A 23,514-nucleotide genomic window follows, 5' to 3' on the forward strand; every position below is an offset into this window, starting at 1 on the left:
GCCGGAGCACAGGGCTCCGGCCGCCCCTCCGGGCATCCCGCGGCGTGCGGACGTACAGGGCCCGCGGCCCGGGGGGCCGGTGGGCGTGCGGGCCGCAAGGCCGCGGGGGGTACGGGGCCGGCGGCTACTGCTTGTGCGCGGCCCAGGCGTGCTGGATGACCAGGTCCGCCTTCAGCTCGGTGAGCTGGAGCGCCACCGCCGAGGGGGCGGTGCCGCCGCGGCCGCTGCGGGAGGCGAGCGCCCCCGGCACGTTCAGCACGGTCCGGACCTCGGGGGTGAGGTGCTCCGAGATCTTCGCGAACTGCTCGTCGGTGAGCTCGTCGAGCTCGATCCCGAGCGACTCGCACTCCTTGACGCACTCGCCGGCCACCTCGTGCGCCACCCGGAACGGCACGCCCTGCTTGACCAGCCACTCCGCGATGTCCGTCGCGAGCGAGAACCCGGCGGGTGCCAGCTCCTCCATCCGCTCCCGGTTGACCGTGAGGGTGGCCATCATGCCGGTGAAGGCCGGCAGCAGGACCTCGAGGGTGTCGCAGGAGTCGAAGACGGGCTCCTTGTCCTCCTGCAGGTCGCGGTTGTAGGCCAGCGGCAGGGCCTTGAGGGTGGCCAGCAGGCCCGTCAGGTTTCCGATGAGGCGGCCCGACTTGCCGCGCGCCAGCTCGGCGATGTCCGGGTTCTTCTTCTGCGGCATGATCGACGAGCCGGTGGAGAAGGCGTCGTGGAGGGTGACGAAGGAGAACTCCTTCGTGTTCCAGATGATGATCTCCTCGGCGATCCGGGACAGGTTGATCCCGATCATCGCGGTGATGAACGCGAACTCGGCGACGAAGTCGCGCGAGGCCGTGCCGTCGATCGAGTTGCCGACCGAGCCCCGTTCGAAGCCCAGGTCGGCGGCGACCGCCTCCGGGTCCAGGCCCAGCGAGGAGCCGGCCAGGGCGCCGGAGCCGTACGGGGAGACGGCGGTGCGGGTGTCCCACTGGCGCAGCCGCTCGGCGTCCCGGGACAGCGACTGCACGTGCGCGAGGACGTGGTGCGCGAAGAGCACCGGCTGCGCGTGCTGGAGGTGGGTCCGGCCGGGCATCGCCACGCCCGGGTGCGCCTCGGCGAGGCCGACCAGCGCGTCCTGGAGCTCGGCGATCAGGCCGCCGATGATCCGGGCGTGGTCGCGCAGGTACATCCGGAAGAGGGTCGCCACCTGGTCGTTGCGGGACCGGCCGGCGCGCAGCTTGCCGCCGAGCTCGGCGCCGAGCCGCTCCAGCAGGCCGCGCTCCAGGGCGGTGTGCACGTCCTCGTCGGCGATCGTGCCGGTGAACGAACCGTCGGCCACGTCCGCCTCGAGCCGGTCCAGGCCCGCGATCATGCGGTCGAGCTCGTCGGCCGTGAGCAGGCCCGCCTTGTGCAGGACCCGGGCGTGGGCGCGGGATCCGGCGATGTCGTACGGCGCGAGGCGCCAGTCGAAGTGGACCGACGCGGAGAGCTTCGCGAGGGCCTCGGCCGGGCCGTCGGCGAACCGGCCGCCCCAGAGCCGGACGTCACCACCGTTGTTGCTGCTCACAGGTACTGCTCCTCGAAAAGGGTGGGTGTACGGCGGCCTCCCCGCCGCGGAGGTAACGGGGAGGCCGTCGGGGTACTGCACTGCACAACGACTCGGGCGAGCTCCGGGTCCGGCTCAGCCGGCCAGGTCGCGCTTCGCGGCGATCTTCGCGGAGAGGGCGAAGATGTCGATGAAGCCCTGGGCCTTGGACTGGTCGAAGGTGTCGCCGGTGTCGTAGGTGGCCAGGTTGAAGTCGTAGAGGGACTCCTCGGACTTCCGGCCGGTGACGACGGCGCGGCCGCCGTGCAGGGTCATCCGGATGTCGCCGGTGACGTGCTGGTTGGCCTCGTTGATGAACCCGTCGAGGGCGCGCTTGAGCGGGGAGAACCACAGGCCGTCGTAGACGAGCTCGCCCCAGCGCTGCTCGACCTGCCGCTTGTAGCGGGCCAGCTCGCGCTCGACGGTGACGTTCTCGAGCTCCTGGTGGGCGGTGATCAGCGCGATCGCGCCCGGGGCCTCGTACACCTCGCGGGACTTGATGCCGACGAGGCGGTCCTCGACCATGTCGATCCGGCCGATGCCCTGGGCTCCGGCGCGCTCGTTGAGCTGCTGGATGGCCTGGAGGACGGTGACGGGGCGGCCGTCGATGGCGACCGGGACGCCCTCCTTGAAGGAGATGACGACCTCGTCGGGCTCGCGCGGGGTGGCGGGGTTGGAGGTGTACTCGTAGATGTCCTCGATCGGGGCGTTCCAGATGTCCTCGAGGAAGCCCGTCTCGACGGCGCGGCCGAAGACGTTCTGGTCGATGGAGTACGGGGACTTCTTGGTGGTGGCGATCGGGAGGTTCTTCGCCTCGCAGAAGGCGATGGCCTTGTCGCGGGTCATCGCGTAGTCGCGGACCGGGGCGATGCACTTCAGGTCCGGGCCGAGCGCCTGGATGCCGGCCTCGAAGCGGACCTGGTCGTTGCCCTTGCCGGTGCAGCCGTGGGCGACGATGCCGGCGTTGTGCTTCTTGGCGGCGGCGACCAGGTGCTTGACGATCGTCGGGCGGGAGAGCGCCGAGACCAGCGGGTAGCGGTCCATGTAGAGGGCGTTCGCCTTGATCGCCGGGAGGCAGTACTCGTTGGCGAACTCGTCCTTGGCGTCGGCGACCTCGGCCTCGACGGCACCGCAGGCGAGAGCGCGCTTGCGGATGACGTCCAGGTCCTCGCCGCCCTGGCCGACGTCCACGGCAACGGCGATGACCTCGGCGCCCGTCTCCTCGGCGATCCAACCGATGGCGACGGAGGTGTCCAGGCCGCCCGAGTAGGCGAGTACGACGCGCTCGGTCACGGGTTTCTCCTTACGGTGCATTCAACGACAGGCATAACTATGCACTACTCCGTATGTTTCGTCAATGAGTGGTGTGGCGGTGGTCCTGACCAGGGGAAATATCCGGCGGCGGGGGTCGGGCCCCGCCGGTACGCTCAGGTGCGGGGCGCCGGAAGGGGTGCCATGGGACGGGTGGGAAGAGCGGGGCGGGGGCGCACATGAGGCCGGATCTGTCGGATCGCCGGAGGGCGGTGGCCGCGGGACGCGGCGCCGCAATGGCACTGCTCGGCGGCACGGCGGAATCGGTCCGGCTCGTCCTTCCCTACACCTCGACCCAGGCCTGGCTGACCTTCGACGCGTTCGCGCGCAGGGTACGGGGCGGCACGGTCCGAAACCGCCCCGACGCCCCCGTGGAGCTGCGGCTGTGCCACCCCGACGGGCGGGTACGGGAGGCGGCGCTGCTCTCGCTGCGCCCGCGGCTGCCCGGACGGGTGGCGGCGCCGACCTCGCTGCCGCTGCCCCTCGTGGTGATCCGCTGCGCCGACCGGGTTCCGGCCGTACGGGCCAAGGCACGGCGGCTGCTGGTCGAGTCCGTGGCCGCCGACGCCCGGTACACCCTGTTCACCGCCCTGCCGCTCGTCATCCGGCTGGCCGGGCGGGAGCAGGGCGGCTGGGCGGTGGAGCTGTTCGAAGCCGCCCTGCGCCTGCGGGAGCCGCGCCTCGCGCAGTGGTGGCGCGTCGGCCTCGTCACCGGCCCGCCGACACGGCGGGAGGCCGACGAGATGCTGACCTGGCTCCGCCGCTTCGACGACGTGCCGACCCGGCGCTTCGCCGCCCGCATCACGCTGGCCCGCACCCGCGGTGCGCTGTCCGTACCGGACATGGCCCGGGAGGCCGCCGCCGAGCACGACGCGGCGACCGCCCGGATGTGGACGGACGCCGTGATGCGGAAGCTGGCGGCAGGGCGGGCCGGGGGGCGGTGGGCCGGGGACGCGCGGCATGAGGCGGCGGGGCGGGAGGTGGTCGAGGTGCTGCTCGGGGGCCGCCTCCCCGAGGTACGCGCCGCCGGGCTGACCGCGCTGCAGGACGCCGGCCGGGCCGAGGAGGTCGTACGGTACCTGGCCGACCGGTCCGTCCGCGTACGGGCCTGCGCCCGCCGGCTCGTCGACCGGGCCGGCGGGGACCCGCGCGAGCACTACCGCCGGCTGGTGACCGACCCGGCGGAGCCGTCCCCGTACGCGGTGTCGGGCCTCGCCGAATGCGGCGACCCGGCGGACCTCCCGCTGCTGCGGGACCTCCTCGAGCACCCCACCGGCCGGGTGCGCGCCGCAGCCGTGGCAGGGCTGCGGCGGCTGGACCCGGCCCTGGAGGACACCATGCTGCTCGCCCTGCTGGACGACCCCGCCCCGTCGGTGGTCCGCGAGGCCCGCCGCACCCTGCGGCCGGTGGTGGACCGGCTGGATCCGGCGGCCCTGTCCGCGCGCTGCAGCACGAGCCACCGCCGGCACACCCGCCGGGCGGCATTCCGCCTCCTGCGCATCCAGAACGGCCCCGCGACCCTGCAGACGGCACGGGCCCTGGCCGAGGACGGGGACCCGAGGCTCCGGTGGGCGGCGTCGATGGTGCTGTATTCGGTGGGGGAAGGGGAGTATGCGTAGGGCGGGACCCCCAAGGGCGGGACGCCCAACTCCTTGACGCCCCCCGGATACTGATCCCCATGGGAAAACTCCATGACCGAATAGACGGTCGTCTGCGCGCGTTCATCGAAGAGCAGCCGATTTTCTTCACCGCGACCGCCCCCCTCGCGGCGGACGGTCACATCAACCTGTCACCCAAGGGCCGCAAGGGGACCCTCGTCGTCATCGACGAGGAGACCCTCGCCTACCTCGACTTCGGCGGGAGCGGCGCGGAAACGATCGCGCACGTCCGTGAGAACGGCCGGATCACCCTCATGTGGTGCGCGTTCGCCGGTCCGCCGAACATCGTCCGCATCCACGGCGAGGCCGAGGCCGTCTTCCGCGACGACCCCCGCTGGGCCGAGCTCATCGGACTGTTCACCGAGGCGGACGGGCCCGGGGCGCGGGCCGTCATCGTCGTTCACGCGAAGCGGATCGCCGACGTGTGCGGGTACGCCGTCCCCTTCATGGAGTACCAGGGCGAGCGCACCCTCCATGCGGAGTTCCTCGGTCGCAAGACGGACGAGGAGTTCGCCGAGTACTGCGAGAAGAAGGACTTCATCGGGGTGAGTGTCGACGGCCTGCCTGCACTGCCTCTGCCTCTTCCTCCACGTACTGTCTGATATGTGCTGCTGCGTACCGCTCTCGTCACCGGCTCACTGATCGTCACCAGCCTGCTCCCGCACCGGCTCCCGCCGTCGCCCCTGCCCCCGCCCCTGCCGGCGCTCCTCGCCGACACGGGCGGCGGGAGCCAGCTGATCACCGCCGTCGCGCCCGCGCCCGGCTCCACCACGGGGCGGGTGACCTGGTGGGAGAACTGGGCGGGCCAGTGGTACGAGAAGGGCAGCACCGAAGCCCGCTTCGGCGCGAAGGGCCTGACGGAGGGCTCGACCCGCGTCCAGGGCACCAACACCACCCCGGCCGGCCTCTTCGAGCTCCCGTACGCCTTCGGGATCCGCCGCGCCCCGGTCGGCACGCACTACGACTACCGCCGGGTGACGAAGGATTCCTGGTGGTGCCAGGACAACGCGTCGGCGAGCTACAACCGCTGGGTGGAGCCGCTGCCCGCGGACTGCGCGCCGGGCGAGTCCGAGCACCTGGTGACGTACGAGACGCAGTACGCGCACGCCCTGGTCATCGCCTTCAACTACGACCAGCCGGTGCGCGGCCGCGGCGCGGGCATCTTCCTGCACGTCAACGGCAAGGGGGCGACGGCCGGTTGCGTCTCGGTCCCGAAGGACGCGATGCGCGACATCCTCCGCTGGGCCGACCCCCTCCACCACCCCCACATCGCCATCGGCACGGAGTCCGGGGCGCTGGCCGTCACCCGTTACTGACCTTCGCGGACCCGCCTTCCCCGCCCCTCCCCGGGTGCGATCATCCCTGAGGGAGCACCGGGGAGGTACGGGAGATGGACCACACGCGCAAGGCCCTGCTGATCGGGGTCGGTACGACTCCCGAGGCCGGCGGCCACTTCGCGTCGCTCGAGAAGCCGGTCGCCGCCGACCTGCGGGCACTGGCCTCCTCGCTGCGCGCGTCCGAGTACGAGGTGGAGGTGCTGCAGGAGGCGACCCGCAGGGACATCGCCTCCCGGATATCCGCGGCCGCCCGGGAGGTCCCCGCGGGCGGCACCCTGCTGGTGCACTTCACCGGGCACGGCGTCCGCATCGCGGACGTGGACTACCTCGTCCCGCACGATGCCGTCGCCCCGGTGGGCGTGGGCGCCGGCGGTGACGGTGACGGTGACGCCTGGGGCCGGCCGCACGTCGTCGAGAGCCTCGTGCCCGCCGACATCAGCCGCTACCTCGACGGCTGCCGGGCGGACACCGTCCTGTGGACGGTCGACGCCTGCCGCTCCCCGATGTCCGGCGACGCGGCAGCGGCCTGGCTGGGGAGCCGGATCGTCGCCGGACCGCCGACGGGCCGGTTCGCCCTGATGACGGGCTGCGCGGCCGGGCAGCTCAGCGGCCACACCGAGGACGGCAGCTTCTTCAGCCTGGGCCTCGCGGAGGCGTTACGGCCCCTGACCTCGGCGCGGACGGTGGCGGAGGTGTTCGCCACCGCGGCCGCCTGGACCGCCAAGGCGGCCCGTTCCCACGGCCTGGTCCAGCAACCCACGGTGCGCTACGGCAACGACCTGGCCCCGGAGACCGCTGCGACCGTCATCTGCTCGGGCCGGCACCTGCTCGAATCCTGGCGGTCTGCGGCCCGCGACTGCCCGCTGTGGGACCTGGTCCCGGCGGCGCAGGGCGCCGACCGCGACCGGTTCCGGACGGTGGTGGAGCAGCTGCTCGACGACAGCGCCCGTACGGTCGACCAGGCGCAGCGGCGGCTGCCGGACCCCTGGGCGGACGACGATTTCCCGGTGCGGCTGCTGGGCCGCGTACTGCCCCTGCTGCTGCCTGATGGGACGGCCCTGTCTGCGGTCGAGGCGGCGGTGCTGGTGGCGGCCCCGTTCCTGCACGAGGCGGCCTGGGCGAACCGGCTGAGCGCGGCCGAGGAGAGCCAACCGCTGCTGGTGTCCGTCCGGGAGGAGGGGGACGCGCGGCGGCGGCACTACGAGCAGGTGGCGGAGAGCCACCGGCACATCGCGCGGAAGGTCACCGACAGCCTGGTGCGCGGCTCCGACGCCGATGCGCGCAACGTCTCCCTGTGGCTGGTGCACCGGTGGATCACCGAGCAGTTCGAGACGGACGAGCACGCCATCGCCCCGGGGTTCGTGGAGCCGTTCGCCGCGGCCCTGCTCGGGGATCCGCAGACGGGCGGTGCCCGGGTCGGTGAGCTCGCCGACGCCGTGCAGGAGGTCGCCTCGGCCGTGTTGCTGGGCCCGCCGCTGGAGGACACCGGTCGGCGGGAGGTACGAGTACGGCTGGGGAAGGGCTCGCAGGCGGTCCGCGTGCGGCCGCTGGCCGTACTGCTCCACCTCGCGGCGGTCCTCTCGCTCGATGTCCGCGCCCTGCCGGACGTGGTCGCCGAGCACCTGGCGGTGCCGGACGGGGTGCTCCCGCAGGACGTCGTGGCCGCCCTGCACGATGCCGGCTGGTACCGGGAGGACGAGGCGCTGCACCTGGACGCCGTCTGCCCGCATCCGGCGATCCATGCCGCCCTGGCGGGGGCCGTGGAGCGCGCCGACGAGCTGGCATGCGCGGTCGCGGAGGCGGCACAGCGGCTGCCCGCGGCGGACGCGGAGCTGCTGGCGGGGGTGCCGGCGCGCGTCACCGACCGCCGGCTGCGGCCGCTGGAGTCGCGCGGGCGGCGGGCGTACGACGTGCCGCTGCTGCGCTTCCAGCTGGCGCAGACGGAGGTGCGGGAGCTGCTGATGGGCGAGCGGCTGTACGACGGCAAGCCGGAGCTGGCACTGCGCGAGCTGTACCAGAACGCGATGGACGCCTGCCGGTACCGGGCCATGCGCTGGCGGTACCTGCAGGGACGGGGGCAGGAGCCGCGCCCCTGGGAGGGCCGGATCTCGTTCGTGCAGGGCGAGGACGAGCGGGGGCGCTACGTCGAGTGCCGGGACACCGGCGTCGGCATGGGCGTGGAGCAGCTGAAGAGCACGTTCACCAAGGCGGGCCGCCGCTTCGAGCAGTCCCGGTCCTTCCGGCGCGAGCAGGAGGCGTGGCTGCGGCACGACCGCTCGCTGCGGCTGTACCCGAACAGCCGGTTCGGGATCGGTGTGTTCAGCTACTTCATGCTGGCCGACGAGATGACGATCGTCACCCGGCCGGTGGACCCGGACGGCACGGTGGCACCCAAGGCCCTGCTGGTGCACATCTCCAGCAGCGGAAGCCTGTTCCGCATCCAGGAGTACGACGAACCGGGCGGCGACGCGCTGCCGGACGGGGGGACACGGGTCCGGCTGCACCTGCGGGACTCGGCTGCGGGTGTGTCGTGCGTGAACGTGTTGAGGTCGTGGGTGCTGGTCAGCGAGTTCGCTTTGACTGCCGAGGACGGCCCGGGACTGTCCTACACGTGGGAACCCGGCGCGCTGAGGGGTGTCGCCGGTGCGCAGTCCTCGGTGGAGGCCGTGCCGGGCACCCTGTGGTGGGTGGAGGGCAAGGGTGCGGTGGTCTGCGACGGGGTGCGCACCAACGTGCAGCCCTTCGGCTACGTGCTGAACCTGACGGGGACCCACGCCGGGCAGCTGAGCCTGAGCCGTACCAACCTCCAGAGCTACGACCGCGGCTGGGAAGCGGAAATGTGGCGGAAGGGGGCCGCCGCCCTGGAGTCCTGGCCGGGACTGGCCATGAACTGGCTATGGAGTATCGAGAAGGAGAGTCTGGAGTGCGCCGAGCTTCTGTGGCGGTTCTTGGGGGGCAGGATGCTCCGACTACCGATCCGGGCGGACTCCGAACGGCGTGAACTGGTCTCCTTGGACCAGGTCGGCTGCTTCATGCGCGATTCCTCGGTGGGTGAACAGCCGACGGGCAGCGACAGTGGTGGACGGGTCGGCCCCTGGCGCGCGGCCGCGCTGGGACATCAGGGACGTACGGTGTGGGTGCGCAAGGCCCCGCCGGTTTCGACCGCCGGACACCCAGTTCCTGCTCCGGGATGGAGCGTCCTGTCCTCGGCCGAAGTCAGCGACTGGCGCGTCCTGCTCAATACGGCGCACAAACAGGGCAAACCCGTCTCCGACATCATCCGTGTCGTGCGTGCACTGCGCATCACCAGCCCGGCCTTCGCCGCTCCGCCGGACAGCGCGCTCACACATCCCGACTGGATTCCCGCCCTGCGTGACCGCAGCATCACACAGGGTCTGGCCGGTACGGGCACCAGGTCCTACGGCAGCGGCTACGACCTGCACGCGCACATGCATGCGCCCGATGACCTGCGCGGTCTGGTGCGCGTCTCCGCCAACACACAGGTGCCCCTGGGTGAGCTCGTGGAGCGGTGCCGGCGCTACGCCGGCATCCTCCCCGTGCCTCTGCCGGCCGTGCCGGCGCACCATGTCGAGCACATCTGCACGGCCATGGACCTCGTCATGTTGTACACCCCCGACCCGGACGACTCCTGGAGGCCGCTCACCTGGCCGTGGGAAGTGGCAAGCGTCGCCGAAAGGGTGAAGCTCGACCTTCAGGAAGTAGCGGACAACATCGCGCGTTACGCCTGGCTCGGCTGGCCTGCCTACAGCGCCGATACCGTCAGCCTGTGGCTCCGGCTGCCGCACGAACTGCGCTCCCTCCTCATCCGCTTCACCCACCACGACGCAGAAGGCCGACTGGCCCTGCCCTGGGCGGCGACCCTGTGCTTCGCCCAGGAGCATGAGGTTCCGCTCGGCGAGGCCGAGGACTACCTCGCCGCCGCGACCGAGCTGGTCGGGTTGGCCTTCGAACGGCGCTATGCCCTGAACTCCGGACACGACAGGCTGGTCCCGGACGAGGTAACGGGCTCGTTCGCCGCGATCGCACACGCCCGGGGCATCAGGTTCGAGGAGGGCGTCAGCCTCCGGGATCTCGCCTTCGCCCGTCCCGACGAGACCTCCGGGTTCGATTTGGCGCAGATCATGGACGAGCTGCGCACTGCAGGAGTGAAGGTCAGCGAAGGCGACAAGCTCGTCGAGGCCTGGGACAGGATGCGCCGGGGTGACAAGCAGGTGTTCACCGGTCGGGACCTGTCCTGGTCGGGAGCCGACTATCCGGTGCTGCCGACGGCGGACGTGCTCTTCGCGGCCGCGGTGGAACTGGAGGAGTCGCTCGGCACCACCTGGAAGACTGCCCGACGTCTGGCAGCTTCCCTGGACCTTCAGGTTCCGCCGCTCCCCAAGCCCCTGGCCGAGGCCGCTCCGGGGCTCGACGAGCGCTGGGCGCTCATCGACCGCGGCTTCACCGACGACTTCGACGGCGAGTGGCTGGAGCCTCCGCGCTGGACGCCGCTCACCGCTGTGAGGTTGATCGAATATGCCCGGGAGCGCTACCTGCCCCCGGCCGCGGCCTACCTGCGCCTCAGCCCCTTCCGGGCCCTGGGAGCCCTCCTCCCGGCCCTCGACGAGGCCATGCTCGAAGCCCTCCCGGACTCCGTGCCGTCCGTACAGGATGTGTTCGCTCTGGGCAAGGAGCACCGGGTCTCGGACCCCGATGGCCCCCGCGTCCCCCTCGACGTCGTCAGTGCCGCCGGGCGGCTCGGGGAGCCGGTCAGTACGACCTGGCGGCGCATCGCCCCGTACGTGCCGCTCGACCCCGGTCCCGCGGCCGTGATCGACTCCGTGCCAGACGTGCTCCCGCTGTGGCAGGACCTGATCGTGCTGTCCGTGCACTGCGACGGGCTGCTGCCCGCCCTGTACGGCACGGTGAGCAGCGAGCAGCTCGCGGTCGCTGCCCGGGCGGTGGGCGAGGACGCGGCGTGGGTCCGGGAGCGGCTGGCCCTCTACGCGGAGATGTTCGGGCTGAGACTTCCCGACCCGCCGCAGGAAGCAGAGAGTGATGACTGACCCCGCCCCGCACGACGTGTCCCTCGCCTACGCCGAGACCTCCCTCGGTGACGTGGCCTCCGGCGGGTTCACCACCACCCCCGCCCCCGACGGCAACTCCGCCACCCTGAGCGGTACATGTCCCCGCTGCGCCGGTGCGACCGTCACCGTGTACCGCTACGGGATGCCCGGGCTGGGGACCAAGGGGCTGCGCAGCTGGCTCGGTGGGGCTCGGAGCCGTCCCGCCGACGCCGATCAGGCCGTGGCCTCCGAGGTGCACTTCTGTGAGTGCGGGCATGCCCATCCCGGGCTGCCCGCCGAGGCCGTTTTCATCGGGTGCGGGGCCAGTTGGCGGATCGGGGCAGCCCCGTGAGCGGCAGCGGCAGCAGCCGGTCCGACCGCCGTTGGGCCGAGCTGGCGCGGGAGTTGGAGTTCCAGCAGATCGGGCCGCTACGTCGGCAGGCCGAGGGGTGGCGGACCGGGCTCACCGGGATCACCGGGCTGTTGGCCGTGTTGACCGTGGTCAAGGGGCCGGACTCCCTCACGGGTGCCGGGCCGGCCGTGCGGGTGGCCGCGACGGCGATGGTGGTGGCGGCGTACGTGCTGCTGCTGGTCGGGCTGCTGCTCGCGGCGCGCGCGGCGCACGGGCGGCCCGGCGAGGACATCCTGCTGGCGGGGCAGGCACTGCGCCGCTGGACCGAGCGCGAGGTCGTACGGGTCACCCGGTCGCTGCGCTGGGCGGCGGTGTGCTGTGTGGCCGGGGTGGCGCTGGCGGCCGGGGCCCTGGTGGTGCTGTGGACCCTGTCGGAGCCGCCGGCCCGGAACCTGGTGCGGGTGACAACCGATTCGGCGGAGGTGTGCGGGGAGCTCGTGCGCGTCGGGCCGCAGGAGGTGGTGGTCACGTCCGGCAAGGGGGCGGTGAAGACCCGGCATGCGCTGCCGGTGGGGCGGCTGGTGAGTGCCGTGCCCGTGCAGGCCTGCGAGTGACCGGCTACGGGTAACCGGCTACGGGCAGCGCGATCCGCGGATCCCGCTGCCCGGCCTCCCGTCGGCGGGATCCGTCAGGTTTCCTTCTGGGCCAGGCGCAGCAGGTGGTCGGCCAGGGCCTGGCCGCCCTTGGGGTCGCGGCTGATCAGCATCAGCGTGTCGTCGCCGGCGATGGTGCCGAGGACGGAGTGCAGTTCGGCCTGGTCGATGGCGGAGGCGAGGAACTGAGCCGCGCCCGGCGGGGTGCGCAGGACGACGAGGTTCGCCGAGGCCTCCGCCGAGATCAGCAGTTCGCCGGAGAGGCGCCGCATGCGCTCCTCCTTGGCGGACTCGCCGAGCGGGGCCTGCGGGGTGCGGAAGCCGCCCTCGCTGGGTACCGCGTAGATGAGTTCGCCGCCGGTGTTGCGGATCTTCACCGCGCCGAGCTCGTCGAGGTCGCGGGAGAGCGTCGCCTGGGTGACGCTCAGCCCGTCGTCGGCGAGCAGCTTGGCCAGCTGGCTCTGGGAGCGGACCGGCTGCCGGTTGAGGATGTCCACGATCCGGCGGTGGCGTGCGGTGCGGGTCTGGGGAACGGCGGGTCCGGCCCCGGGTTCCGCCGCCTGGGGAGACCCCCAGCGCTCGTTGTCCTGCGCCTGGCTCATCGTCTTCTCATTCCCCGGTTCGTCCGTCCCCGTTGGCTGCGTCGAGGATGCCGGGCAGTGCCTGGACGAACGCGTCCGCCTCGGCCTCGGTGAGCACGTACGGGGGCATGAGCCGTACGACGTCGGGGGCGGGCGCGTTGACCAGGAAGCCGGCGTCCTGGGCCGCCTGCTGCACCTGCGGTGCGTACGGCCCGGTCAGCACGATACCCAGGAGAAGGCCCTCCCCACGGACATGGGAGACCAGAGGGTGCCCGGTGGCCTCGATTCCGGAGCGCAGCCGCTCGCCGCGCTCCTTGACCCGGTCGAGCAGGCCGTCGGCGGCGATGGTGTCGATGACGGCGAGTCCGGCGGCGCAGGCGACGGGGTTGCCGCCGAAGGTGGTGCCGTGCTGGCCGGGCTGGAGGAGGTCGGCGGCGGGGCCGAAGGCGGCCACGGCGCCGATCGGCAGGCCGCCGCCGAGGCCCTTCGCGAGCGTGACGAGGTCGGGGTCGACGCCCTCGTGGGCCTGGTGCTCGAACCAGTGGCCGCACCGCCCGATGCCGGTCTGGACCTCGTCCAGGACGAGGAGGGTGCCGGTGGCCCGGGTGATCTCGCGGGCGGCCTTGAGGTAGCCGGCGGGCGGGACGACGACGCCGTTCTCGCCCTGGACCGGCTCGATGACGACGAGGGCGGTCTCCTCGGTGACGGCGGCGCGCAGGGCGTCGACGTCACCGTACGGGACGTGCGTGACGTCGCCGGGCAGCGGGAGGAAGGGTCCCTGCTTCTTGGGCTGGCCGGTGAGGGCGAGGGCGCCCATGGTGCGGCCGTGGAAGCCGCCGTCGGTGGCGACCATGTGGGTCCGCCCGGTCAGCCGGCCGATCTTGAAGGCGGCTTCGATGGCCTCGGCTCCGGAGTTGCAGAAGAAAATCCGGCCGGGGCGGCCGAAGAGCTGCAGCAGCCGCTCGCCGAGCGCGAGGACGGGCTCGGAGGCGTAGAGGTTGGAGACGTGGCCGAGGGTGGAGATCTGGCCGGTCACGGCGGCGACGATCGCGGGGTGGGCGTGGCCGAGGGCGTTGACGGCGATGCCGCCGACGAAGTCGGTGTACTGCTTGCCGTCGGCGTCCCAGACCCGGGCGCCTTCGCCGCGTACGAGGGCCACTGCGGGCGTGCCGTAGTTGTTGGTCAGTGCGCCCTGCCAGCGGGCGGCGTACGTCTCGTTGCCGGTGTTGCCGGTGTCGCCAGTGTGGTGCGTGGTGCTGTCGGTGTCTGTCACTGCTGTTCCCCTCCCTGTGCGTCGGGCACGACCATCGTGCCGATGCCCTCGTCCGTGAAGATCTCCAGCAGGATCGAGTGCGGGACGCGCCCGTCGATCACGCGGGCGGTGCTGACGCCGCCGCGGACGGCGTGCAGGCAGCCCTGCATCTTGGGCACCATGCCGCTGGACAGGTCGGGCAGCAGCTTCTCCAGCTCGCTGACCGTGAGGCGGCTGATGACCTCGTCGCTGTTCGGCCAGTCCGCGTACAGGCCCTCGACGTCGGTGAGGACCATCAGCGTCTCGGCGCCGAGGGCGGCGGCCAGCGCCGCCGCGGCGGTGTCGGCGTTGACGTTGTAGACGTGTCCGTCGTCGGCGCTGCGGGCGATGGAGGAGATGACCGGGATCCGGCCGTCCGCCAGCAGGGCCTCGATGGCCCCGGTGTCGATGGCGGTGATCTCGCCCACCCGGCCGATGTCGACGAGCTCGCCGTCGATCTGCGGGGTGTGCTTGGTGGCGGTGATGGTGTGGGCGTCCTCGCCGGTCAGGCCGACGGCGAGCGGCCCGTGCTGGTTGAGCAGGCCGACCAGCTCGCGCTGGACCTGGCCCGCCAGGACCATGCGGACGACGTCCATGGCCTCCGGGGTGGTGACCCGCAGGCCGGCCTTGAACTCGCTGACCAGGCCGTGCTTGTCGAGCTGGGCGTTGATCTGGGGACCGCCGCCGTGGACCACGACCGGCTTGAGGCCGGCCTGGCGCAGGAAGACGACGTCCTGGGCGAACGCGGCCTTGAGGGCGTCGTCGACCATGGCGTTGCCGCCGAACTTGATGACGACGGTCTTGCCGTTGTGCCGCGTGAGCCAGGGCAGCGCCTCGATGAGGATCTGCGCCTTGGGCAGGGCGGTGTGCTTGCGGGCGGGGACGTGGTCGCTCATGACGCGTACGCGCTGTTCTCGTGGACGTATTCGGCGGTGAGGTCGTTGGCCCAGATCACGGCGGATTCGGTGCCGCTGACCAGGTCGGCGGTGATGCGGACCTCGCGGTCCTTCATGGAGACCAGGTCGCGGTCCTCGCCGACGGCGCCGTTCTTGCAGACCCAGACGCCGTTGATCGCGACGTTGAGCCGGTCCGGGTCGAAGGCGGCCCGGGTGGTGCCGATGGCGGAGAGCACCCGGCCCCAGTTGGGGTCCTCGCCGTGGATCGCGCACTTGAGGAGGTTGTTGCGGGCGATGGACCGGCCGACCTCGACCGCGTCCTGCTCGGTGGCCGCGCCGATGACCTCGATGCGGATGTCCTTGGTGGAGCCCTCGGCGTCGCCGATCAGCTGCCGGGCGAGGTCGTCGCAGACGGTGCGGACGGCCTCGGCGAAGGCCTCGTACGCCGGGACCAGGCCCGACGCACCGGAGGCGAGCAGCAGCACGGTGTCGTTGGTGGACATGCAGCCGTCGGAGTCGACGCGGTCGAAGGTGGTGCGGGTGGCGGAGCGCAGCGCCTTGTCGAGGGTGGCGCTGTCGAGGTCGGCGTCGGTGGTGAGGACGACGAGCATGGTGGCGAGGCCGGGGGCGAGCATGCCGGCGCCCTTGGCCATGCCGCCGACGGTCCAGCCGTCCTGGCTGACCGCGGCGGTCTTGTGGACGGTGTCGGTGGTCTTGATGGCGATGGCGGCGGCCTCGCCGCCGTCCTCGCTGAGCGCGGCGACGGCGGTGTCGACGCCGGGCAGCAGCTTGTCCATGGGGAGCAGGACGCCGATCAGGCCGGTGGAGGCGACGGCGACCTCGCCGGCGTTGTGCTCGCCGCCGAGGGCCTCGGCGACCTTCTCGGCGGTGGCGTGGGTGTCCTGGAACCCGCGGGGGCCGGTGCAGGCGTTGGCGCCGCCGGAGTTGAGGACGACCGCGCTCACGGCGCCGCCGCGCAGGACCTGCTCGGACCACAGGACGGGGGCGGCCTTGACGCGGTTGGAGGTGAAGACGCCCGCTGCGGCCAGGCTGGGCCCGTTGTTGACCACGAGGGCCAGGTCCGGGTTGCCGTTGTCCTTGATTCCCGCGGCGATGCCCGCCGCGGTGAACCCCTGTGCTGCCGTGACGCTCACGGTGCGACTCCGATCGAGGAAAGCCCGAGGGTCTCGGGGAGACCCAGGGCGATGTTCATGCTCTGCACCGCGCCACCGGCGGTGCCCTTGGTGAGGTTGTCGATGGCGCTGATCGCGATGATCCGCTGCGCCGCCTCGTCGTGGGCGACCTGGATCTGAACGGCGTTGGAACCGTGGACGGAGGCGGTCGCGGGCCACTGGCCCTCGGGCAGGACGTGGACGAACGGCTCCTCCGCGTACGCCTTTTCGTACGCGGCGCGCACCGCCTCCGCGGTGGTGCCGGGCAGAGCCTTGGCCGAGCAGGTGGCGAGGATGCCGCGCGGCATGGGAACCAGGGTCGGGGTGAAGGAGACGCAGACGCGCTGCCCGGCGATCGGGGAGAGGTTCTGGACCATCTCGGGGGTGTGCCGGTGCACGCCGCCCACCCCGTACGGGCTCACGTTGCCCATGACCTCGGAGCCGAGCAGGTGCGGCTTGAGGGCCTTGCCGGCGCCGGAGGTGCCGGTGGCGGCGACGATGACGGCCTCGGGCTCGGCGAGCCGGGCCGCGTACGCCGGGTAGAGCGCGAGCGAGACCGCGGTGGGGAAGCACCCGGGGACCGCGATGCGCTTGGACCCCTCCAGCGCGGCGCGGCCTCCGGGCAGCTCGGGCAGCCCGTAGGGCCAGGTGCCGGCGTGGGGGGCTCCGTAGAACGCGTCCCAGTCGGCGGAGTCCTTCAGCCGGTGGTCGGCGCCCATGTCGACGACGAGGACCTCGTCGCCGAGCTCGGCGGCGACGGCCGCGGACTGCCCGTGGGGCAGGGCGAGGAAGACGACGTCGTGGCCGGCGAGGGCCTCGGGCGTCGTCGCCTCCAGGGTCCGGCCGGCGAGCGGCAGGAGGTGCGGCTGGAGGGAGCCGAGGAGCTGTCCGGCGTTGGAGTGCCCGGTCAGCGCGCCGATCTCCACTTCGGGGTGGGCCAGGAGCAGGCGCAGGAGTTCTCCGCCTGCGTATCCGCTCGCTCCGGCCACCGCTACACGTACCACCATCGGACCCTCCTCTTCGATGGCATGACTATACGTATCGCCGCAGTTTTATGCAATCGGTTGGGTGATGGGGTGCCGTACCCATACGTTCGGCTCGACGTACGCCGCATAGCCCTGCTCGGGGTCGCAGTGGACCGGGGTCAGCGCGCCGGGGACGTGTACCGGGCCCGCGGTGTCGAAGGGCAGGCCCGTCCAGCCGCGCCAGTCGGCGAGCGAGCCGGTGATCGTCATCGACAGCGGGGCCACCGAGTCGATCACCCCGCCCGCGCGGACGTGGACCCGCAGCCAGGGGTCGTGCGGCAGGCCGTCCTCGCGGGTGCGGTACGCGTACTCCTGGATCGGGGTGTCCGGCTCGGCCGGCTTGCCGCTGGGGCGGACCGGGGCGACGACCTCGGCGAAGCCGCGCTCCCGGGCGTTGTCCCGCATCGCGGCCAGCATCAGCCCGGACAGGCCCTCGCCCTGGCGGGCGGTGTCGACGCTGATCTCGATCGCGCTGACCGTGTCGGGCGCGATGCCGCGCCGCAGGTCGGAGAAGGCCCACATCAGGACCTGGTCCCAGCCGCGGGCGGGCAGCACCCCGTCCCGGCCGGGCGCGTGCTGGGCGAAGGGGACGCTGAAGCCGCGGGCCACCACGGTGTCGCCCTCGGTGGCGATCAGGACGTACTCCGGCAGCTCGGCGACCATCCGGGGGTAGAGCAGCCAGGCCAGCGAGTCGTGCTGGGAGAAGGCGGGCCAGGAGTCGGCCATGTCCCACAGGCGGCCGGCGAGTTCGGGGCGCTGCGCGATGGTGGTGATCTTCAGTGCGGTCATGACCGCAGGTTAGGGCGGTGGAGGGGCGCGCTCCAGCGGTTTAGGGCGGACTCTGGGCCGGGGCCTGGAGGGAGAGGTGCCAGCGGCCCGACCAGCCGGTCAGGGTGACCGTGGACAGCGGACGGACGTCGACGTTCCAGTACGTCTGGGGGGCGGCCTGCAGGGCGTACACCAGGGCCGCCCGGATGACCGAGGGCTCGGCGACGGCGACGATGGCGCCGCCGTCGTCCGCGGGCCGGGTGTCGAGCCAGCCGCCGATGCGGGCGATGAAGGCGAGGAGGGATTCACCGCCGTGCGGGGTGGCGAGCGGGTCGGCGAGCCAGAGCTCGACCGCCCGCGGTTCGCGGGCCGCCACCTCGGCCAGGGTCAGGCCCCGCCAGCGGCCCATGTCGCACTCGCGCAGCGCGGGCTGGGCGAGCGGGGCGTAGCCGAGGGCCCGGCCGGTGGCCCGGCTGCGCGGGCCGGGCGAGCAGTAGCGCAGTGCGGCGGCGCCCAGGGGGACGAGGCCGTGCGCCGCGGACTCCAGGGCGCGCCAGCCGGCCGGGGCCGGCGGGCGGTCGTCGTCGAAGCGCTCGGCGAGCAGGGAGCATCCACGGGCTGCGGCGACGAGCGAAACCCGAACGTTCATGCGGCGATGGTGGGCCGCATGCCGCACGGGGTCAAGCGTGCGGACCGAGTCCGCTGCGCAGCCGCTGGACGGCCTCGCCGAGCTCCACCGCGCCGGAGACCCCGGCGAAGCCGATGCGCACGTACGCGGCCGGCGGCTCGGCGCAGAAGTACGGGCGGCCCGGGGCGACCGCGACGCCGGAGCGCAGGGCGGCCGCGGTGAAGTCGGTGTCGTCGGCCCCGTCGGCCAGTTGCACCCACAGCTGGTAGCCACCGCTGGGCAGATGGGGCAGCCGCAGGGCCGGCAGGCCGCGGCGCAGGGCGCCGGCCAGCACGTCGCGGCGGTGGCGCAGTTCTGCGGCGACGGTGCGCAGGTGGCGCGGCCAGGCGGGGGCGCCGACCAGTTCGAGCGCGGCCTCCTGCAGCGGGCGGGGCACGAAGAAGCTGTCGACGACCTGGATGGCGCGCAGCCGGTCGAGGACCGGGCCGCGGGCGGCGAGCGCGCCCACGCGCAGGCTGGGCGAGGTGGCCTTGGTCAGGGAGCGGACGTGCACGACGACCCCGTCGTGGTCCTCGGCGGCCAGGGTCGCGGGCAGTGGCCCGGCGTCCTCGTGGGCGAGGGCGCGGGCGTAGTCGTCCTCGATGACGAAGGCACCGGCGGCGCGCGCGATCCGCAGCACCTCGGTCCGCCGGGCCGGGGCGAGGACGGCGCCGGTCGGGTTCTGGAACAGCGGCTGGCATACGAACACCCGCGCGCCGGTGGCGTCGAAGGCGGCGGCCAGCAGCTCCGGCCGGACCCCCTCGGCGTCAACCGGGACCGGCACGGGCCGGCAGCCGGAGGCGCGGGCGATGGCCAGCAGCCCGGGGTAGGTCGGGGACTCGACCAGGACCGGCGCCCCGGGCGGGGCCAGGGCGCGCAGGGCGGTGGTCAGGGCGCTCTGCCCGCCCGCGGCGACCAGCACGTCGGCGGCGGTGACGGAGCCGCCGATCTCGCGGGCGAACCAGTCGCGCAGCTCGGTCAGGCCCTCCATGGGCGGCCGGCCCCAGGCCCCGGGGCGCCGGCCGGCCCGGGCCAGGGCAGCGGCCATGGCCCGCTCGGGCTGGAGCGAGGGGTGCAGGTAGCCGCCGTTGAGCTCGATGACGCCGGGCGGCGGGGCGGCGAGGGACTGCAGCACCCCGGAGGCGTCCACGGAGCGGGGCACCACCTCGCCGGCGCCCTCCGCGCTGAGGGCGACCTCCTGCCAGGAGGTGTCGCCGGGCACGGCCTCCGCGGTGCGCGGGCGGGCCCGGTACGCGCCGGCGCCGGGCCGGGTGACCACGAGGCCCTCGGCGGCGAGCTGGGCCAGGGCGCGGGAGACGGTGACGGGGCTGACCCGGTAGCGCTCGACGAGGGCCCGGCTCGACGGCAGCTTTCCACCGATGGAGTAGCGGTTCAGTTCCGACCTCAGCGAAGCCGCCAGTTCCGCGACACTGCTACGCTCTTGCATGACAGCACAGAATAGCGCTACCGGATCCACCACGATAGCGGTCGCCCCCGGTGAGGGCGCCGGAACCGCCCTCCCGGCCGACGTGGGGACCGAACGGCCCGCCGACGCCGGAGCGGCGGGCTCCGTCGACGCCGGAGCCGGAGCCGCGTGCTCCGCCGGCCGCGGCCGCATCGGCAGCGCCCTCGGCGGCGGCACCGCGCTCGCCTTCGCCGGCGTCGTCGCGTTCTCGCTGACCTTCCCCTCCACCGCCTGGGGCCTGCACAGCTTCGGCCCCTGGTCGTTCGTCGCCGTGCGCAGTGTGCTCGCCGCCCTGATCGCGGGTGCCTTCCTGCTCGCCGGACACGTCGCGCTGCCGGCCCGCGAGCACTGGGCGGGCCTGGCCGTGGTGGCCCTCGGCGTGGTCGTCGGCTTCCCGCTGCTCACCACCCTGGCGCTGACCACTTCCACCACCTCGCACGCCGCCGTCGTGGTCGGCCTGCTGCCGCTCACCACCGCCGCCGTCTCCGCGCTGCGCACCGGGGTCCGGCCCTCGCGCCGGTTCTGGTGCGCCGCCGTGGCCGGCGCGGCCGTCGTCCTCGGCTTCACGCTGGCGCAGAGCGGCGGCGCCCTGTCGCTCGGCGACCTCTACCTCTTCGGGGCCCTGCTGGTCTGCGCGGCCGGGTACACCGAGGGCGGGCGGCTCGCCCGTACGCTGCCCGGCTGGCAGGTCATCGGCTGGGCGCTGGTGCTGTGCCTGCCGCTGGGCCTGGCCGGTTCAGCGGTGGGGCTCGCGTACGAGCCGGTGCAGCTGACCGGGCAGGGCATCGCCGGCCTGGTGTGGGCGGCGGCGGGCTCGTCGTTCCTCGGCCTGTACGTCTGGTACCGGGGCATGGCGGAGATCGGCGCCCCGCGCGCCAGCCAGCTCCAGCTCGCGCAACCGCTGCTGACGCTCGTGTGGTCGGTGGGGCTGCTGGGCGAGCACCTGACACCGGCCGCCCCGCTGGCCGCCTGTGGCGTGCTGATCTGCATCGCCATCACACAGCGGGCTTAATCCGGACGAATCGCCGTAAACTGCTGTCACCGGATCCAGACCGCCTCCGAGGAGGTCCACACATGCACGCAACCGAGGGCGACCAGCTGGTGCAGCACGGCAGAGTCGTGGGGCAGCACGACAAGGTCGGCGAGATCACTCAGGTACTGGGCGAGAACGGCACCCCTCCCTACCGGGTCCGTTTCTCGGACGGCCACGAGGCAGTCATGTCTCCGGGCCCCGACTGCGTGGTGAGGCACCCGGCGGAGCCCGGCCACTGACTCATCGCTTCATCCACCGCTTCACCGCGCGGCCATCACGTCACCGCGGCGGCAACGCCGTCGGGTAATGGTCGGCAACCACCCGGGCCATTGCTCCGTTGGGGTCCGCGGCCACCTGCTTCGCCGAGAAGTAGACGTGGCCGCGGACCTCGGCGCATCCGCGGGCGAAGGCCACGTGCCGGGACAGCTCGGCCGGGTCGCGCCAGGCCGGCTCGGGGCTGTTGCGGTCGCACCGGTACAGCGCCTCCCCCACGTACAGGTCCACGCCGGTGCCCGCCACCGTCTGCGCCCACCAGGGGACGACCTTCGCGTAGTCGGCGGCCGGATGGCCGATGTGCCAGTACGCCTGCGGCACGACGTAGTCGATCCAGCCCTCCTTCACCCATGTGCGCGTATCGGCGTACAGGTCGTCGTACGTGCCCACGCCGGCCCGCGTGTCCGAGCCGAGCGGATCGCGGTCCTTGTTGCGCCAGACCGCGAAGGGGCTGATGCCGAACCGGGCCGCCGGCCGGACCTGCCGCACGCGGGCGGACATCTCGCGGACCAGGGTGTCGGTGTTGTACCGGCGCCAGTCGGCGCGCGAGGCGAAACCGGCGCCGTGGCGCTCGAAGGCCTCGTCGTCGTCGAACTCCTCGCCCTCGACGGGGTACGGGTAGAAGTAGTCGTCCCAGTGCACCCCGTCCACCGCGTAGCGGGAGACCGCGTCGAGCATGGCCTCCTGCACGAACGCCCGCACCTCCGGCAGCCCCGGGTTGTAGTACAGCTTGCCGCCGTAGGCGACCGTCCAGCCGGGGTTGCGCCGGGCCGGGTGCGAGGGCGCGAGCGCCATGGGATCGCCGTGGTCGTTGGCGATCCGGTACGGGTTGAACCAGGCGTGCAGTTCCAGCCCCCGGGCGCGGGCTTCGGCGACCGCGGTACCGAGCGGGTCCCAGCCGGGGTCCCGGCCCTGCTCCCCCGTCAGCCACTGCGACCAGGGCTCGCGGGCGCCGGGCCACATCGCGTCGGCGGTCGGCCGGACCTGGAGGACCACGGCGTTGAGCCGGCGCTGCACGGCGGCGTCGAGGAGGGCGAGCAGCTCGGCGCGCTGCTCGCCGGGGTCCAGGCCGGTCTCGGAGGGCCAGTCGGTGTTCCCCACCGTGGCGATCCACATGCCGCGGAACTCGGCGGCGCCGGCGGCCTTGCGCCCGCGGCCCGGCCGCCGCCCCTCCGCCCGGGCCGGATCCACCGCCCCCGTCGCACCCGTCCCGCGCGCCGCCCCAGTTGCCCCCGTCGCACCCGCCGGGCCCGCGGCCGTGGCGGCCAGCGCCCCCGCGGCTCCGGCCAGTAGGCCCCGTCGTCCGATGTGCGCCATGTGACGGCTCCGTTCCGTAGCGTGACATTGCGGTGCGTGGGGTCAGCATGCCCGCCCCGGCCCCGCATCAACGCCAGGGTCGGGGGTAACGTCGTGGGGCGTGGCGGGCGCCGGAACGCAGTTACCACTGCTCCAAACGGGGGACCCGCCAACGGATGAGCAGCGAAAGGCACGAAGTGACTGACCTCCCTTCCGACATCACCCGAGTCGGCGTAGTGGGCTGTGGCCAGATGGGTGCGGGCATCGCCGAGGTGTGCGCCCGCAGCGGTCTTGAGGTGAAGGTCGCCGAGACCACCGGCGAGGCTCTGGAGATCGGGCGGACGCGGCTGCACAACTCCCTGACCAAGGCCGCCGAGCGCGGCAAGATCAGCGAGGAGGAGCGGGACGCCACCCTGGCCCGGCTCACCTTCACCACCGATCTCGGCGAGTTCGCCGACCGCGACCTCGTCATCGAGGCGGTCGTCGAGAACGAGCAGGTCAAGACGGAGATCTTCCAGGTCCTGGACCAGGTGATCACCCGCCCCGACGCGATCCTCGCCTCGAACACCTCTTCGATCCCGCTGGTCAAGCTGGCCGTCGCGACCTCGCGGCCCGACCAGGTCATCGGCATCCACTTCTTCAACCCGGCCCCGGTGCAGAAGCTCGTCGAGCTGATCCCGGCACTGACCACGGGCGAGGAGACCATCAAGCGGTCCGAGGCCTTGGTGCAGAACGTGCTCGGCAAGCACGCGATCCGCGCCCAGGACCGGTCGGGCTTCGTGGTCAACGCCCTCCTCGTCCCCTACCTGCTCTCCGCGATCCGGATGTTCGAGTCCGGCATCGCGAGCCGCGAGGACATCGACAACGGCATGGAGTTCGGCTGCGCCCACCCCATGGGCCCGCTGAAGCTCTCCGACCTCATCGGCCTCGACACGATCGCCTCGATCGCCGACTCGATGTACGCGGAGTTCAAGGAGCCGCTGTACGCCGCTCCCCCGCTGCTCCAGCGGATGGTCGACGCGGGCCGCCTCGGCCGCAAGACCGGCTCGGGCTTCTACCCGTACGGCTGAGCGGCCGGCCCGGCTGTGATGTGAGAA

Annotated in this window: 20 protein-coding genes; 9 read left to right on the top strand and 11 right to left on the bottom strand. The window is 72.9% G+C overall.

The genetic code is table 11. The features are described 5' to 3' along the window. Positions 1-124: 124 nt before the first annotated feature. Together argH and ABZ924_RS29780 are read right to left on the bottom strand one after the other, a co-directional pair. Entirely contained in the window at positions 125-1,555 is a 1,431-nt protein-coding gene (argH, locus tag ABZ924_RS29775; protein ID WP_361916419.1) for an argininosuccinate lyase, read from the bottom strand. Between the two features lie 114 nt (positions 1,556-1,669). Then, entirely contained in the window at positions 1,670-2,866 is a 1,197-nt protein-coding gene (locus tag ABZ924_RS29780) for an argininosuccinate synthase (RefSeq protein ID WP_361916422.1), read from the bottom strand. A gap of 254 nt (positions 2,867-3,120) precedes the next feature. Between ABZ924_RS29780 and ABZ924_RS29785 the strand changes: the two genes are divergently transcribed. The 6 genes from ABZ924_RS29785 (at position 3,121) to ABZ924_RS29810 (ending at position 11,911) form a co-directional block, all read left to right on the top strand. Continuing rightward, positions 3,121-4,503 (top strand): HEAT repeat domain-containing protein, encoded by a 1,383-nt coding sequence (locus ABZ924_RS29785; RefSeq protein WP_361916424.1) that lies wholly within the window; start codon positions 3,121-3,123, stop codon positions 4,501-4,503. Between the two features lie 59 nt (positions 4,504-4,562). Continuing rightward, on the top strand, positions 4,563-5,144 hold the full coding sequence (locus ABZ924_RS29790; protein ID WP_361916427.1) for a pyridoxamine 5'-phosphate oxidase family protein: 582 nt from the start codon (positions 4,563-4,565) through the stop codon (positions 5,142-5,144). A gap of 36 nt (positions 5,145-5,180) precedes the next feature. Continuing rightward, a complete protein-coding gene (locus tag ABZ924_RS29795; protein WP_361916494.1) occupies positions 5,181-5,858 on the top strand; it encodes a L,D-transpeptidase family protein in 678 nt (225 codons plus the stop codon). A 74-nt stretch (positions 5,859-5,932) separates the two neighbouring features. After that, complete coding sequence (locus ABZ924_RS29800) at positions 5,933-10,945, top strand: caspase family protein (protein ID WP_361916430.1); 5,013 nt, start codon at positions 5,933-5,935, stop codon at positions 10,943-10,945. Next, positions 10,938-11,297, top strand: a complete 360-nt coding sequence (locus ABZ924_RS29805) for a hypothetical protein (protein WP_361916433.1) — start codon at positions 10,938-10,940, stop codon at positions 11,295-11,297. The genes ABZ924_RS29800 and ABZ924_RS29805 overlap by 8 nt, the downstream gene beginning before the upstream one ends. Beyond that, complete coding sequence (locus tag ABZ924_RS29810) at positions 11,294-11,911, top strand: hypothetical protein (protein WP_361916435.1); 618 nt, start codon at positions 11,294-11,296, stop codon at positions 11,909-11,911. The genes ABZ924_RS29805 and ABZ924_RS29810 overlap by 4 nt, the downstream gene beginning before the upstream one ends. Positions 11,912-11,985: 74 nt before the next feature. On the opposite strand, the gene ABZ924_RS29815 is transcribed toward ABZ924_RS29810, so the two are convergent. From ABZ924_RS29815 to ABZ924_RS29850, 8 genes are read right to left on the bottom strand one after another with little or no spacing between them, the layout of a single operon-like run. Beyond that, on the bottom strand, positions 11,986-12,552 hold the full coding sequence (locus tag ABZ924_RS29815) for an arginine repressor (RefSeq protein WP_361916438.1): 567 nt from the start codon (positions 12,550-12,552) through the stop codon (positions 11,986-11,988). 7 nt (positions 12,553-12,559) lie between these two features. Continuing rightward, complete coding sequence (locus tag ABZ924_RS29820) at positions 12,560-13,804, bottom strand: acetylornithine transaminase (protein WP_361916441.1); 1,245 nt, start codon at positions 13,802-13,804, stop codon at positions 12,560-12,562. Continuing rightward, the gene (argB, locus tag ABZ924_RS29825; protein WP_361916444.1) at positions 13,801-14,718 is read right to left on the bottom strand and encodes an acetylglutamate kinase; all 918 of its coding nucleotides are present in this window, start codon (positions 14,716-14,718) and stop codon (positions 13,801-13,803) included. The genes ABZ924_RS29820 and argB overlap by 4 nt, the downstream gene beginning before the upstream one ends. Next, positions 14,715-15,872 carry a bifunctional glutamate N-acetyltransferase/amino-acid acetyltransferase ArgJ gene (gene argJ / locus ABZ924_RS29830; protein ID WP_361916447.1) on the bottom strand — a complete coding sequence of 386 codons (1,158 nt, stop codon included), beginning with the start codon at positions 15,870-15,872 and terminating at the stop codon, positions 14,715-14,717. Before argJ ends, argB begins: the two co-directional genes overlap by 4 nt. Beyond that, the gene (argC, locus tag ABZ924_RS29835) at positions 15,869-16,897 is read right to left on the bottom strand and encodes an N-acetyl-gamma-glutamyl-phosphate reductase (RefSeq protein ID WP_361916450.1); all 1,029 of its coding nucleotides are present in this window, start codon (positions 16,895-16,897) and stop codon (positions 15,869-15,871) included. Before argC ends, argJ begins: the two co-directional genes overlap by 4 nt. A gap of 45 nt (positions 16,898-16,942) precedes the next feature. Next, positions 16,943-17,704: an N-acetyltransferase gene (locus ABZ924_RS29840; RefSeq protein ID WP_361916453.1), complete on the bottom strand. Its 762-nt coding sequence runs from the start codon at positions 17,702-17,704 to the stop codon at positions 16,943-16,945. Positions 17,705-17,744: 40 nt separating this feature from the next. Next, complete coding sequence (locus ABZ924_RS29845; protein ID WP_361916455.1) at positions 17,745-18,332, bottom strand: histidine phosphatase family protein; 588 nt, start codon at positions 18,330-18,332, stop codon at positions 17,745-17,747. Positions 18,333-18,363: 31 nt separating this feature from the next. After that, on the bottom strand, positions 18,364-19,797 hold the full coding sequence (locus ABZ924_RS29850) for a PLP-dependent aminotransferase family protein (protein ID WP_361916458.1): 1,434 nt from the start codon (positions 19,795-19,797) through the stop codon (positions 18,364-18,366). On the opposite strand from ABZ924_RS29850, the gene ABZ924_RS29855 reads away from it, so the two are divergent. After that, complete coding sequence (locus ABZ924_RS29855) at positions 19,796-20,827, top strand: DMT family transporter (RefSeq protein ID WP_361916461.1); 1,032 nt, start codon at positions 19,796-19,798, stop codon at positions 20,825-20,827. The two genes, ABZ924_RS29850 and ABZ924_RS29855, sit on opposite strands and share 2 nt — an antisense overlap. Before the next feature lie 62 nt (positions 20,828-20,889). Beyond that, on the top strand, positions 20,890-21,087 hold the full coding sequence (locus ABZ924_RS29860) for a DUF1918 domain-containing protein (protein WP_361916464.1): 198 nt from the start codon (positions 20,890-20,892) through the stop codon (positions 21,085-21,087). A gap of 40 nt (positions 21,088-21,127) precedes the next feature. Here the strand turns inward: ABZ924_RS29860 and ABZ924_RS29865 are convergent, their stop codons facing one another. Then, positions 21,128-22,438: a family 10 glycosylhydrolase gene (locus ABZ924_RS29865; RefSeq protein ID WP_361916467.1), complete on the bottom strand. Its 1,311-nt coding sequence runs from the start codon at positions 22,436-22,438 to the stop codon at positions 21,128-21,130. Between the two features lie 155 nt (positions 22,439-22,593). Between ABZ924_RS29865 and ABZ924_RS29870 the strand changes: the two genes are divergently transcribed. Next, a complete protein-coding gene (locus ABZ924_RS29870) occupies positions 22,594-23,487 on the top strand; it encodes a 3-hydroxybutyryl-CoA dehydrogenase (protein ID WP_361916470.1) in 894 nt (297 codons plus the stop codon). Positions 23,488-23,514 lie beyond the last annotated feature (27 nt).

Source organism: Streptomyces sp. NPDC046876 (genome assembly GCF_040645035.1).
In the GTDB taxonomy this organism is placed as follows: domain Bacteria; phylum Actinomycetota; class Actinomycetes; order Streptomycetales; family Streptomycetaceae; genus Streptomyces.